The organism is Caballeronia zhejiangensis, from assembly GCF_000698575.1.
In the GTDB taxonomy this organism is placed as follows: domain Bacteria; phylum Pseudomonadota; class Gammaproteobacteria; order Burkholderiales; family Burkholderiaceae; genus Caballeronia; species Caballeronia zhejiangensis.
In genome coordinates this window covers 36,653-50,294 of the sequence record NZ_JFHD01000014.1, presented here as the reverse complement: position 1 = coordinate 50,294, position 13,642 = coordinate 36,653, and the positions used below count along the sequence as shown (strand labels likewise).

14 protein-coding genes are annotated in these 13,642 nt (G+C 60.7%); all 14 read left to right on the top strand.

Annotated elements, in window-relative coordinates:
- The first annotated feature begins 61 nt into the window (after positions 1-61).
- The 14 genes from mnmG to BG60_RS18605 all read left to right on the top strand — a co-directional run bounded on the left by mnmG (position 62) and on the right by BG60_RS18605 (position 13,431).
- Positions 62-2,026: a tRNA uridine-5-carboxymethylaminomethyl(34) synthesis enzyme MnmG gene (gene mnmG / locus BG60_RS18670; RefSeq protein ID WP_034472331.1), complete on the top strand. Its 1,965-nt coding sequence runs from the start codon at positions 62-64 to the stop codon at positions 2,024-2,026.
- A complete protein-coding gene (rsmG, locus tag BG60_RS18665) occupies positions 2,023-2,688 on the top strand; it encodes a 16S rRNA (guanine(527)-N(7))-methyltransferase RsmG (protein ID WP_034472328.1) in 666 nt (221 codons plus the stop codon). The genes mnmG and rsmG overlap by 4 nt, the downstream gene beginning before the upstream one ends.
- A 76-nt stretch (positions 2,689-2,764) precedes the next feature.
- Positions 2,765-3,544, top strand: coding sequence for a ParA family protein (locus BG60_RS18660; protein WP_008352447.1), 780 nt, complete (start codon positions 2,765-2,767; stop codon positions 3,542-3,544).
- A 44-nt stretch (positions 3,545-3,588) separates the two neighbouring features.
- Positions 3,589-4,491 (top strand): ParB/RepB/Spo0J family partition protein, encoded by a 903-nt coding sequence (locus tag BG60_RS18655; RefSeq protein WP_008352449.1) that lies wholly within the window; start codon positions 3,589-3,591, stop codon positions 4,489-4,491.
- 12 nt (positions 4,492-4,503) lie between these two features.
- Entirely contained in the window at positions 4,504-5,640 is a 1,137-nt protein-coding gene (locus tag BG60_RS18650; protein ID WP_008352451.1) for an SLC13 family permease, read from the top strand.
- A gap of 232 nt (positions 5,641-5,872) precedes the next feature.
- A complete protein-coding gene (locus BG60_RS18645; protein ID WP_033536468.1) occupies positions 5,873-6,397 on the top strand; it encodes an ATP synthase subunit I in 525 nt (174 codons plus the stop codon).
- Between the two features lie 177 nt (positions 6,398-6,574).
- Positions 6,575-7,426, top strand: a complete 852-nt coding sequence (atpB, locus tag BG60_RS18640) for a F0F1 ATP synthase subunit A (RefSeq protein ID WP_008352455.1) — start codon at positions 6,575-6,577, stop codon at positions 7,424-7,426.
- Between the two features lie 89 nt (positions 7,427-7,515).
- A complete protein-coding gene (gene atpE, locus BG60_RS18635) occupies positions 7,516-7,785 on the top strand; it encodes a F0F1 ATP synthase subunit C (RefSeq protein WP_007180033.1) in 270 nt (89 codons plus the stop codon).
- A gap of 133 nt (positions 7,786-7,918) precedes the next feature.
- On the top strand, positions 7,919-8,389 hold the full coding sequence (locus BG60_RS18630) for a F0F1 ATP synthase subunit B (protein ID WP_008352476.1): 471 nt from the start codon (positions 7,919-7,921) through the stop codon (positions 8,387-8,389).
- Positions 8,390-8,391: 2 nt separating this feature from the next.
- Positions 8,392-8,934, top strand: a complete 543-nt coding sequence (locus tag BG60_RS18625) for a F0F1 ATP synthase subunit delta (protein WP_034472325.1) — start codon at positions 8,392-8,394, stop codon at positions 8,932-8,934.
- A 70-nt stretch (positions 8,935-9,004) separates the two neighbouring features.
- On the top strand, positions 9,005-10,546 hold the full coding sequence (gene atpA / locus BG60_RS18620; protein WP_008352478.1) for a F0F1 ATP synthase subunit alpha: 1,542 nt from the start codon (positions 9,005-9,007) through the stop codon (positions 10,544-10,546).
- A 64-nt stretch (positions 10,547-10,610) separates the two neighbouring features.
- On the top strand, positions 10,611-11,495 hold the full coding sequence (gene atpG / locus BG60_RS18615; protein WP_008352479.1) for a F0F1 ATP synthase subunit gamma: 885 nt from the start codon (positions 10,611-10,613) through the stop codon (positions 11,493-11,495).
- Between the two features lie 38 nt (positions 11,496-11,533).
- Positions 11,534-12,928 carry a F0F1 ATP synthase subunit beta gene (atpD, locus tag BG60_RS18610; protein ID WP_033536458.1) on the top strand — a complete coding sequence of 465 codons (1,395 nt, stop codon included), beginning with the start codon at positions 11,534-11,536 and terminating at the stop codon, positions 12,926-12,928.
- Positions 12,929-13,005: 77 nt separating this feature from the next.
- Positions 13,006-13,431, top strand: coding sequence for a F0F1 ATP synthase subunit epsilon (locus BG60_RS18605; RefSeq protein ID WP_008352481.1), 426 nt, complete (start codon positions 13,006-13,008; stop codon positions 13,429-13,431).
- Positions 13,432-13,642 lie beyond the last annotated feature (211 nt).

The following is a 13,642-nucleotide window of genomic DNA, read 5'->3' as shown; positions in this document are numbered from 1 at the left end:
AACCGTTATAATTCAAAGCTATTCTCTCTTCAGGTTCGTGTCGTTCGCACACGATATCCCAATGCTTTATCCCACAGAATTTGATGTGATCGTCGTCGGAGGCGGTCACGCGGGCACTGAGGCGGCGCTCGCCTCCGCGCGTATGGGCTGCAAAACGCTGCTTTTGACCCATAACATCGAGACGCTCGGTCAGATGAGCTGTAATCCGTCCATCGGCGGGATTGGCAAAGGCCATCTCGTCAAGGAGGTCGACGCGCTCGGCGGCGCCATGGCTGCGGCGACGGACGAGTCCGGCATTCAGTTCCGCATTCTCAATTCGTCGAAGGGGCCGGCGGTGCGGGCGACGCGCGCCCAAGCTGATCGCCTTCTGTACAAGCAGGCGATCCGCCATCGGCTGGAAAATCAACCGAATCTCTGGCTGTTCCAGCAAGCGGTCGATGATTTGATGGTCGAGGGCGATCGCGTCGTCGGTGCTGTGACCCAGGTGGGTCTGCGTTTTCGCGCGCGCGCCGTCGTACTGACCGCAGGGACGTTCCTCGATGGGAAGATCCACGTTGGTCTGAATAACTATGTCGGCGGTCGCGCGGGCGATCCCGCTGCGGTGTCGCTTTCCGCGCGTCTGAAGGAATTGAAGCTGCCTCAGGGCCGTCTCAAAACGGGCACGCCGCCGCGCATCGATGGCCGCACGATAGATTTCTCTCAGCTCGAAGAGCAACCGGGCGACCTCGATCCGATCCCGGTGTTCTCGTTTCTGGGTCGAGTAGAGCAGCATCCGCGTCAATTGCCGTGCTGGGTCACGCACACGAATGCGCGGACGCATGACATCATCCGCTCCGGACTCGATCGATCGCCGATGTATACGGGCGTTATTGAAGGCGTCGGACCGCGCTATTGCCCGTCGATCGAGGACAAGATCCACCGCTTCGCTTCGAAAGACGCGCACCAGATCTTCTTGGAGCCGGAAGGACTGACCACGAACGAGTTCTATCCCAACGGCATCTCCACGAGTCTGCCGTTCGACGTGCAACTCGAGCTCGTGCGCTCGATGCGGGGCCTGGAGCACGCGCACATCCTTCGTCCTGGCTATGCGATCGAATACGACTACTTCGATCCGCGGGCGCTGAAGGCGTCGTTGGAAACGAAGGCGATCAACGGCTTGTTCTTCGCCGGACAGATCAACGGTACGACCGGCTACGAAGAGGCCGCTGCGCAAGGCTTGCTTGCGGGAATCAACGCCGGACTCCAAGTCCAAGGTAAAGAGGCGTGGTCGCCGCGTCGAGATCAGGCGTATCTGGGCGTGCTCGTAGACGATCTCGTGACGCGGGGCGTATCTGAGCCGTACCGCATGTTCACGAGCCGCGCAGAGTACCGTCTGTCACTCCGCGAGGACAACGCGGATATGCGTCTCACGGAAATTGGCCGCGAGCTTGGTGTCATCGACGATATTCGCTGGGACGCGTTCAGCCGCAAGCGCGACGCTGTTTCACGTGAAACACAGCGTCTTCGCTCGACATGGGTCAACCCGAAGACGCTGCCGGCCGAAGAGGCGACCGCGTTGCTCGGCAAGCCGATCGACCATGAGTACAGCTTGGCGGATCTGCTGCGCCGGCCGGGTGTTTCGTACGACGGCATCTGCGCGCTGCGCGACGGAGCTTGTGGCCCGGACGCGCCGTTAGCGGAGGATTCGGTTCTTCTCAGCCAGATCAAGGAGCAAATCGAAATCGGCGTGAAGTATCAAGGTTACATCGACAGGCAAGCGGACGAGATCGTGCGGAACGACGCGCAGGAAAATACGCGCCTGCCCGAAGGTCTCGACTACAACGAAGTCCGCGGCTTGTCGTTTGAAGCTCGCCAGAAACTGATTCAGCACCGGCCTGAGACCATCGGTCAGGCATCGCGAATCTCGGGCATTACGCCGGCCGCGATCTCGCTGCTGATGGTGCATCTGAAGCGCGGCGCGGGACGTCGCGGCCTCAACTCGCCTAGCGACGATTCGTCAAGCCGTAATACGACGGCGGTTCAATGACGGAGCGCAACCAAACTCTGGCGACGACGCTCGAAAAGGGCGTCTCCGCGCTCGGCCTCGCGCTGTCGTCTTCGCAAAGCCAGAAATTACTCGATTATGTCGCGCTGCTCGGCAAGTGGAACTCCGTCTATAACTTGACGGCAATCCGCGACCCGCAGCAGATGCTGATCCAGCACATTCTCGATTCGCTTGCGATCGTCCCGGCTGTATCCGCGCGAAATCCGTCGACCCTGCTGGACGTCGGTTCGGGCGGCGGTTTGCCCGGCGTCGTGCTGGCGATCGCGCAGCCCGATGTGCGTGTGACGTTGAATGACATCGTCCACAAGAAAACAGCTTTTCAGTCGCAGGCGAAGGCCCAGTTAGGTCTGAACAATCTGTCTGTCGCAACCGGGCGCGTCGAAAGTTTACGTCCGGGCATCGAAGTACCGGAAAAATTCGATGTAATCGTGTCGCGCGCATTCGCAGAGCTCTCCGATTTCGTTACACTTTCGCGTCATCTGGTTGCGGACAACGGGCGGATTCTGGCGATGAAAGGGGTGAAGCCAGATGCCGAAGCCGCGCGAGTGCCGGCGGGCGCCACGGTGCTCGGCATCGAGCGCTTGAATGTGCCGATGCTCGACGCCGAACGGCATCTCGTCGAGATTGCCGTCGAGCCGGTATGACGGTTCGTTGAAGGTTTTCATCCGCCATTCCAGGCACGCTGATCTTCTGACAGCGAAGAAACGAGGACACTAAACGATGGCAAAAATCTTCTGCGTCGCAAATCAGAAGGGCGGCGTTGGAAAGACCACGACAGCGGTCAATCTCGCGGCGAGCCTCGCGGGGCTGGGTCAGCGCGTGTTGCTGATCGACCTGGACCCGCAGGGCAACGCGACCATGGGTAGCGGCATCGACAAGGCCGCGTGCGAGAACACGGTTTACGAAGTGCTCGTCGATGGCGTCACGCTGCGCGAAGCGCGTACCCGTCCGGAGGCCGTTGGTTACGACGTGCTGCCGGCCAATCGCGAACTCGCTGGCGCGGAAGTCGAACTCGTGGACATGGAAAACCGCGAGCGCATTCTTCGCGTCGCGATCGAAGAAGTAGTCGATGACTATGACTTCGTGCTGATCGATTGCCCCCCGGCACTTTCGCTGCTGACGCTCAACGCGTTGTGCGCGGCGCACGGCGTGGTGATTCCGATGCAGTGCGAATACTTCGCGCTGGAGGGGCTGTCCGACCTCGTGAACACGATCAAGCAGGTTCACGCCAATCTGAACCGCGACCTGAAGGTCATCGGCTTGCTGCGCGTGATGTTCGATCCCCGGATCACGCTGCAACAACAAGTGTCGGATCAATTGAAAGAGCATTTCGGCAGCAAGCTGTTCGATGTCGTGATCCCGCGCAATGTGCGTCTTGCCGAGGCGCCGAGCTACGGGCTGCCGGGTGTCGTGTTCGACAAATCGTCGCGCGGCGCGCAGGCGTATATCCAGTTCGGCACGGAAATGATCGAGCGCGTGCGTGCGCTCGACCTCAACTAAGCAAACCCATTCGATGCGGCAGTCACGCCGATGGAGGAACCGAAATGAGCGCTGTGATGAAAAAGAAGGGTTTGGGCCGAGGCCTGGATGCATTGCTCGGCGGCAGCGTCGACATTACGGAAGCCGTGCGCGGTGAAGGCACGCCGTCGGTGTTGCCGCTCGACAAGCTGCAGGCCGGGAAGTATCAGCCGCGCACGCGCATGGACGAGGGCGCGCTGCAGGAGCTCGCGGCGAGTATCCGCGCGCAAGGGCTGATGCAACCGATCCTCGTGCGCTCGGTCGGCGACGATCACTATGAAATCATCGCAGGCGAGCGGCGTTTTCGCGCCGCGCGCCTGGCGGGGCTCGATGAAGTCCCCGTTCTCGTAAAAAACGTGCCAGATCAGGCTGCCGCAGCGATGGCGCTGATCGAAAACATCCAGCGCGAGGATTTGAATCCGCTGGAAGAGGCGCAGGGCATCCAGCGCCTGCTCGATGAGTTCAGCTTCACGCACGAACAGGCTGCCGAGTCGGTCGGCCGCTCGCGCAGCGCCGTCTCTAATCTGTTGCGTCTTTTGAACCTGGCGACGCCCGTTCAGACGATGCTCCTCGCCGGCGACCTCGACATGGGCCACGCGCGCGCGCTGCTCGCCGTCGACGCAGCGACGCAAATTCAACTTGCCAATCACGTTGTCAATCGCCGCTTGTCGGTGCGTGAAACGGAGCGCCTCGTCGCGGCGACGACCAAGGAAGCGCCTGCGACAAAAGCACGCGCCGCGAACGACGGCGGACGTGATACGCGTCGGCTCGAAGAAGAGTTGTCGGATCTGCTATCGGCCAACGTGAAGATCAAGCTGGGCGGAAGAGGGCGCGGAAAAGTCACGATCGATTTCGGCACGCTCGACTCGCTCGAAGGCATTCTGACGAAGCTGCGCGGCAGCATCGAAGCGACGACTCCCACAGCCTGACCCGCGCACATCTTGTCCGAATTCGACGTCAACCGTACACGTTCCGACTTTCTTGCGCGCATCTGGCGGGCCGTCTCGAAAGAGCCGGTTCTCGCCATTTTGGTATTCGCGCTCGTCGTGTTGCAGATCGCCCACCCACGTCCGTGGATGTCCCTGCCGGGTCTCGTCGACTGGCAGACGGTGCTTACACTCGCGGGCCTGCTGGTGCTGACCAAGGCCATCGAATTATCAGGATTCCTGATGTGGGCCGCGCATCGGCTCGTGCATCACATTCATGGCGAACGCACGTTGGCGCTGCTCCTCGTGGCGCTCGCCGCGGGCCTCTCCACGGTGCTGACCAACGACGTAGCGCTTTTCGCCGTCGTCCCGCTCGCCTTGTCGTTGCACAAGCTCGCGCCGCTGCCGATCAAACGGCTCGTCATCGTCATTGCGCTGTCGGTCAACGCAGGCTCGATTCTCACGCCACTCGGCAATCCCCAGAACCTTTTCCTGTGGCAGACGAGCGGCGTCGGCTTCCCGGCGTTCGTCTGGGCGATGCTGCCGCTGTGCGCCGCGTTGATGGCGCTGCTCGGCATCGTCACGTTCGCGATGTTCCGCGCGGAGCCGCTGGATCTTTCCGGCGATGTCGAGGAACATCGCGTCGATCGCGTGCTGTGCGGTGTCAGCGTGCTCGCGTTTGCGGCGTTCGTCGCGCTCGCCGATGCGCATCACGCCGGCCCGGCGCTGGCCGTTCTGGCGGCCGTCTTCCTGTTGTGGCGACGTGAAGTCGTGTTGAAGATCGACTGGCTGCTGCTCCTCATCTTCGTGATGATGTTCATCGTGCTGCGCAGCGCGGCCGCGTTGCCGTCGATTCACGCAGGCATCGCCCATATAGGCATCGATACGCCGATGCGCGCGTATGCGGCGGGCGCGGTGCTGTCGCAGGCCATCAGCAACGTGCCGGCGGCCATCGTGCTCGCGGAGTTCTCGAAGGACTGGCGCGCGCTCGCATTTGGCGTGAGCGTCGGTGGATTCGGTATCGCAATCGGTTCGCTCGCGAATCTCATCGCCGTGCGCTTGTCGGGTGAAAAAGGCATGTGGATGCCATTTCACATGGTGTCGATCCCGTTCTGGATCGTGGCAATCGTCATCGGCTGGGCGCTCGTTTGATGCTCGGCGCAGGCTCCTCCATCGAATGAAAATCTCCTTGCAATTGCAAGGAAAGTCTCGCTTTTGAGACCGTTTTTTAAGGTTCGTCTGCTTGGTTTTTGACGCGCCTAAACTATTGAATCCGTGACAACAATCGCTTACAATCGCCCGGATTTATCAGCTAGGCCACCTCGAAAGCGCAGCGAAAGCGCAGGGTGATTTTCCCGGACTTTTGGTTGAAGGTTGGAAGACGGTGCGAGAGGAAAATCGAGCGCCGGACGCTCACGCAACCGGCGATGAAAACGCCTCCGGAAATCAGCCGCGCAGTTCGTCGAGCGACTCGTGGGATGCCGAAGCGCAAGAAAATAATATCGTTCCGCTCACGCGGGATCAGGCACAGAAGCTGTTTGGGCCCGAGGTGAGTCGTCCATCGCGTGTCACGCCGTTTAAGGTCGTGGCAGCGCAAATGGTTTTGTCCCTGGGTGCGACGCTGTTGTGGTGGCTGTTCTACAAGCCGCCGGGCGATGCTGCGCTGTCCGCATTTCTGGGGGGAGCGATCTGCTGGGTGCCGAGCGCTCTGTTCGCCGCGCGCCTGCGGGCGAAGAGCGGCGCGGAGACGATCATGAGCTGGATGATCGGCGAAGCGCTCAAGATGGGAGCGACGATCGCCATGTTCGTGGCGGTCGCGTACTGGTACAAGAGCGCGTTGTGGTTGCCGCTGCTCGTTACGTACATCGTCGCTCTGAAGACTTACTGGGTTGCAATGGCGCTTCGGTGACGATTCTTGACGTCCCAGGTAAGTGCCCGCAGCACGGATTGTAAGTAGCATCACGTATGAACAAGTGCGGACGTTGTGCCGCACTCGGGCCTCTCGACCCGGAGCCGCGCCGCGAAGCGGCGGCTCGGAAGCGACAGGCGGCGAAAGATTTTTGACAATTTGGGTGGCTTTAACGATATGGCAGCTAGCGAAGGAACGCACGCTCTGGATCCGTCCGAGTACATTGCGCACCACTTGCAGAATCTTTCCACGCACGCACAGACGTCGATCTTCGACATCCACGTCTGGAATCTCGACACGCTGTTCTGGTCGATCGTGTGCGGTGTCATCACCATCGTCATTCTCGGTCTTGCTGCACGCAAGGCGACGTCCGGTGTTCCCGGCCGTTTCCAGTGCGCCATCGAGATGCTGGTCGAAATGGTCGAAGACCAGTCGAAGTCGATGATCCACGGCAGCCGCCGCTTCATCGCTCCGCTCGCGCTGACCGTGTTCGTCTGGGTCGCCCTGATGAACTCGCTCGACTTCATCCCCGTGGATCTGCCGCCGCGCATCATCGGCTGGCTCGGTCTCGAAAACGTCCTTCCGCATCATCGCATCGTTCCGACGGCTGACCTCAACGGCACCATCGGTATCGCGCTCGGCGTGTTCGTGCTGATGATCTACTACAACTTCAAGATCAAGGGCGCTGGCGGCTTCGTGCACGAACTGCTGTCCGCTCCGTTCGGCGCGCATCCGCTGCTGTGGATTCCGAACCTCGCGCTGAACATCATCGAGTTCGTCGCCAAGACGGTGTCGCTCGGCATGCGGCTGTTCGGCAACATGTACGCCGGCGAACTGCTGTTCCTGCTGATCGCCCTTCTGGGCAGCATGTGGACGTTCGGTGCGGACGCTTCCGTGCTCGGCTTCATCGGCCACGTGGTCGCGGGCACGGTTTGGGCGATCTTCCACATTCTGATCGTGCTGTTGCAGGCGTTCATTTTCATGATGCTGACGCTGGTGTACATCGGCCAGGCGCATGACTCACACTGACGCGTTGCGGCACGTTCCGGAATCGTTCAGGTTTTAGGTTTTCGTTTTTTATAAATCCAGTTCCAAAGTCTTTAATCAAAGGAGTGATCATGCAAGCTTTCATCGCCAACATCCAAGGTCTGACCGCCATCGGTATCGGCATCATCATCGGCCTGGGTGCAATCGGCGCCTGTATCGGTATCGGTCTGATGGGCGGCAAGTACATCGAAGCATGCGCCCGCCAGCCGGAACTGATGAACCCGCTGCAGACCAAGATGTTCCTGCTGGCTGGTCTGATCGACGCGGCGTTCCTGATCGGCGTTGGTGTGGCAATGCTGTTTGCGTTCGCGAACCCGCTGCTCTCGAAGCTCGCAGGCTGAGGTTCCTCGGAAGTGTGCGTCTGACTTTTTAAAGACGCTTAACGGAACGGGTGAGGCGCTGATCGAGCTCAACAAGCCGATGAGCGCCTTTTAACCGTTTCACCTCCGATCAAGCAACGTTTAAGGAAACACCGTGAATCTCAACGCAACCCTGTTTGCGCAAATGGTCGTGTTTCTGATCCTCGCGTGGTTCACGATGAAGTTCGTGTGGCCGCCGTTGATCAACGCCCTCGACGAGCGCTCGAAGAAGATTGCCGACGGCCTCGCCGCCGCCGACAAGGGCAAAGCGGAACTCGAAGCTGCGCACAAGCGCGTCGACCAGGAACTCGCGCAAGCGCGCAACGACGGCCAGCAACGCATCGCCGACGCTGAAAAGCGCGCTGCCGCAGTCGCAGAAGAAATCAAGGCCAACGCTCAAGCCGAAGCCGCGCGTATCGTTGCGCAAGCCAAGGCCGACGCCGACCAGCAAATCGTGAAGGCTCGCGAAGCGCTGCGTGGCGAAGTCGCTGCGCTGGCTGTGAAAGGCGCTGAGCAGATTCTGAAGCGCGAAGTCGATCAGAAGGCACACGCCGATCTGCTGAATCAACTCAAAACCGAGCTCTGATCATGGCCGAACTTGCAACCATCGCTCGTCCTTACGCAGAAGCGCTGTTCCGCGTGGCCGAAACCGGCGATCTCGCGGGCTGGTCCACCTTCGTTGAGGAGCTGGCACAGGTTGCGCGTCTGCCCGAAGTGGAAACGGTCGCTTCGAGCCCGAAGGTGAGCCGCCAGCAAATCGTCGATCTCCTGCTCGCCGCAGTGAAGTCGCCGTTGGCCCAAAGCCAGCCTCAAGCGAAGAACTTCGTCGGCATGCTGGTCGAGAACCATCGCCTGCCGCTGCTGCCGGAAATCGCCGTCCAGTTCGACGAGCTGAAGAACGCCCGTGAAGGTGCTGCCGATGCTCACATCGTGAGCGCGTTCCCCCTCGAAGGCGAACAGTTGAACGACCTCGTTGCAAGCCTCGAACGCAAGTTCCAGCGCAAGCTGAAACCGACCGTCGAAATCGATCAGTCGCTGATCGGCGGCGTTCGCGTGACGGTTGGCGACGAAGTGCTCGATACCTCGGTCCGCGCGCGCCTCGCCAGCATGCAGACGGCTCTGACCGCTTAATTTGCGAATTAATGCGATCAACCGAGTCTGATGACTGGCACGCAACAGAATTGACTATCAGGAGCGAATAATGCAACTCAATCCCTCTGAGATCAGCGAGCTGATCAAGAGCCGGATCCAGGGCCTTGAAGCGAGCGCGGACGTTCGCAACCAGGGCACCGTGATCTCCGTGACCGACGGTATCGTGCGTATCCACGGCCTGTCGGACGTGATGCAGGGCGAAATGCTCGAATTCCCGGGCAACACCTTCGGCCTCGCGCTGAACCTCGAACGTGACTCGGTCGGCGCCGTTATTCTCGGCGAGTACGAGCACATCTCGGAAGGCGACATCGTCAAGACGACGGGCCGCATTCTGGAAGTGCCGGTCGGTCCGGAACTCGTCGGCCGTGTGGTCGACGCGCTCGGCAACCCGATCGACGGTAAAGGCCCGATCAACGCGAAGGCAACGGACGCAATCGAAAAGATCGCCCCGGGCGTGATTTGGCGTAAGTCGGTGTCGCAGCCGGTGCAGACGGGTCTGAAATCGATCGACTCGATGGTGCCGATCGGCCGTGGCCAGCGCGAGCTGATCATCGGCGACCGTCAGTGCGGCAAGACCGCGGTGGCCGTCGACGCGATCATCAACCAGAAGGGCAAGGATCTCATCTGTATCTACGTCGCGATCGGCCAGAAGGCTTCGTCGATCATGAACGTGGTGCGCAAGCTCGAGGAAACCGGCGCGATGGCTTACACCATCGTCGTGGCGGCTTCGGCTTCGGAATCGGCCGCGATGCAGTACCTCGCGCCGTACGCCGGCTGCACGATGGGCGAATACTTCCGCGATCGCGGCCAAGATGCGCTGATCGTCTATGACGACTTGACCAAGCAGGCGTGGGCGTATCGCCAGATCTCGCTGCTGCTGCGCCGTCCGCCGGGCCGCGAAGCGTATCCGGGCGATGTGTTCTATCTGCACTCGCGTCTGCTCGAGCGTGCGGCTCGGGTCTCGGAAGAGTACGTCGAGAAGTTCACGAACGGCGAAGTGAAAGGCAAGAGCGGTTCGCTGACGGCACTGCCGGTCATCGAAACGCAAGCCGGCGACGTGACCGCATTCGTTCCGACGAACGTGATCTCGATTACCGACGGCCAGATCTTCCTGGAAACCGACCTGTTCAACGCCGGTATCCGCCCTGCTATCAACGCGGGCGTGTCGGTGTCGCGCGTCGGCGGTGCGGCTCAGACGAAGGTCATCAAGAAGCTGTCGGGCGGTATCCGTACCGACCTCGCGCAGTATCGCGAGCTCGCCGCGTTCGCGCAGTTCGCATCGGACCTCGACGAAGCCACCCGCAAGCAGCTCGAGCGCGGCCGCCGCGTGACGGAACTGCTGAAGCAGCCGCAGTATCAGCCGCTGCAAGTGTGGGAACTGGCCGTCGCGCTGTTCGCAGCCAACAACGGCTATCTGGACGATCTCGAAGTTTCGCAAGTGCTCGCATTCGAAAAGGGCATGCGCGAATTCCTGAAGACCAGCCACGGCGATCTGATTAAGCGCATCGAAGACAATAAAGACTTGTCGAAGGACGACGAAGGCGCACTGCATGCCGCGCTGAAGGACTTCAAGAAGTCGGGCGCTTATTGATCGGGATAGAGGAGCAACGCGCGATGTCACCGGACGTCGCGCGGCTTCGATCAAGGAGTAAGCAATGGCTGGAATGAAGGAAATTCGCGGCAAGATCAAGAGCGTGCAGAACACGCGCAAGATCACGAAAGCGATGGAAATGGTCGCCGCATCGAAGATGCGCCGCGCCCAGGAGCGCATGCGTTCCGCCCGTCCGTATGCCGACAAGGTCCGTTCGATCGCATCGCACATGAGCCGTGCGAACCCCGAGTATCGCCATCCGTTCATGGTCGAGAACAAGGGCGCAAAGACGGCCGGCCTGATCCTCGTCACGACCGACAAGGGTCTGTGCGGCGGCATGAACACGAACATCCTGCGTGCGTCGCTGAACAAGATCAAGGAACTCGATCAAAGCGGTGTCCAGATCGAAGCTTCGGCGATCGGCGGCAAGGGACTCGGCTTCCTGAATCGCCTGAAGGCGAAGGTCGTGTCGCAAGTCACGCAACTGGGCGACACGCCGCATCTGGAAAAGCTGATCGGCGCGATCAAGGTGCAGCTCGACCTGTATTCGGAAGGCAAGATCAACGCGGTGTACCTCGCGTACACGCGCTTCATCAACACGATGAAGCAGGAAGCGGTGATCGAGCAACTGCTGCCGTTGTCGGTGGACGACCTGGACGCGAAGGACGAAGGCGGCGTCACGCCGAAGACCTCGTGGGACTACATCTACGAGCCGGACGCGCAAACCGTGGTGGACGAGCTTCTCGTGCGCTACGTCGAAGCGCTCGTCTATCAGGCGGTCGCGGAAAACATGGCGTCGGAGCAATCCGCGCGCATGGTCGCGATGAAGGCCGCGTCGGACAACGCGAAGACCGTGATCAACGAACTGCAGCTCGTCTACAACAAGAGCCGCCAGGCCGCGATTACGAAAGAATTGTCGGAAATCGTCGGCGGCGCCGCAGCGGTCTGACGGCCGCGTGAAAGAACACAGTATCTAAAGGAAATGCGATGAGTACTACTGCTTTGGTAGAAGGCAAGATCGTACAGTGCATCGGCGCCGTTATCGACGTGGAATTTCCGCGTGCGCAAATGCCGAAGATTTACGACGCGCTCATTCTGGAAGGCACCGAACTGACGCTCGAAGTCCAGCAGCAGCTGGGCGACGGCGTGGTTCGCACCATCTGTCTGGGTGCATCCGACGGCCTGCGCCGCGGCACGATGGTCAAGAACACGGGCAAGCCCATCAGCGTGCCGGTCGGCAAGCCGACGCTCGGCCGCATCATGGACGTGCTCGGCCGTCCGATCGACGAAGCGGGTCCGATCGAATCGGAAACGACGCGTTCGATCCACCAGAACGCACCTTCGTTCGACGAGCTGTCGCCGTCGACGGAACTGCTCGAAACCGGCATCAAGGTTATCGACCTGATCTGCCCGTTCGCGAAGGGCGGCAAGGTCGGTCTGTTCGGCGGTGCAGGCGTGGGCAAGACCGTGAACATGATGGAACTCATCAACAACATCGCGAAGGAGCACGGCGGTTACTCCGTGTTCGCGGGCGTTGGCGAGCGTACCCGTGAAGGGAACGACTTCTATCACGAAATGAAGGACTCGAACGTTCTCGACAAGGTCGCGCTGGTCTACGGCCAGATGAACGAGCCGCCGGGCAACCGTCTGCGCGTCGCGCTGACCGGTCTGACGATGGCCGAGCACTTCCGTGACGAAGGCCTCGACGTGCTGTTCTTCGTCGACAACATCTATCGTTTCACGCTGGCGGGTACGGAAGTGTCCGCACTGCTCGGCCGTATGCCTTCGGCAGTGGGCTATCAGCCGACGCTGGCTGAAGAAATGGGCAAGCTGCAAGAGCGCATCACGTCGACGAAGACCGGCTCGATCACGTCCGTTCAGGCCGTGTATGTCCCTGCGGATGACTTGACCGACCCGTCGCCGGCTACGACCTTCGGCCACCTGGATGCAACCGTCGTGTTGTCGCGTGACATCGCTTCGCTGGGTATCTATCCGGCAGTGGACCCGCTCGATTCGACCTCGCGTCAGATCGACCCGAACGTGATTGGCGAAGAGCACTACACGATCACGCGCGGCGTGCAGCAGACGCTGCAGCGCTACAAGGAACTGCGCGACATCATCGCGATTCTGGGCATGGACGAACTGTCGCCGGAAGACAAGCTGTCGGTTGCGCGCGCTCGTAAGATCCAGCGTTTCCTGTCGCAGCCGTTCCACGTTGCTGAAGTGTTCACGGGCTCGCCGGGCAAGTACGTGCCGCTGAAGGAAACCATCCGCGGCTTCAAGATGATCGTCGAAGGTGAGTGCGATCATCTGCCGGAGCAGGCGTTCTACATGGTCGGCACGATCGACGAAGCCTTCGAAAAGGCCAAGAAGATCCAGTAAGAGTCGGGTGTTTTTCAGGCGGACGTCCGCGCAGCGCGGGCGTCCACTCATGACACCGACGACAGGAGTCGACATACATGGCAACCATCAAGGTAGACGTCGTCAGCGCGGAAGAGCAGATCTTCTCGGGCCAGGCGAAGTTCGTCGCGCTGCCGGGCGAAGCGGGTGAACTCGGCATTCTGCCGGGTCATACGCCGCTCATCACGCGCATTCGTCCCGGTGCGGTGCGTATCGAGGCGGAAGACGGTACGGAAGAGTTCGTGTTCGTTGCCGGCGGGATTCTCGAAATCCAGCCGGGCATCGTGACCGTGCTCGCCGATACAGCCATCCGCGGCGCGGATCTCGACGAAGCGAAGGCAGAGCAGGCGAAGAAGCGCGCCGAGGAAGCGATTCAAAACAACACCTCGGAGCTCGAGTACGCGACCGCGCAAGCGGAACTCGCTTACGCGACGGCTCAACTCGCGGCGATCCAACGTCTGCGCAAGGCGCACGCAAAGCACTAAGCGCACGACGCATCGAGCAGCAGCGATCAGCAGGTCAAGAAAGCAGCCTTCGGGCTGCTTTTTTTATGCTCCTAATCGGCAAATCGCGCACGCAAATCTGCATAACGGTTATGTGGCGCTCACTCCGATTCACGTAAGCGATTGATTCAGCGCATCTTTCGCCGATTGCACGAAAGCGGCATTGCGGGAAACACTCAATGCCCGCGCCCGT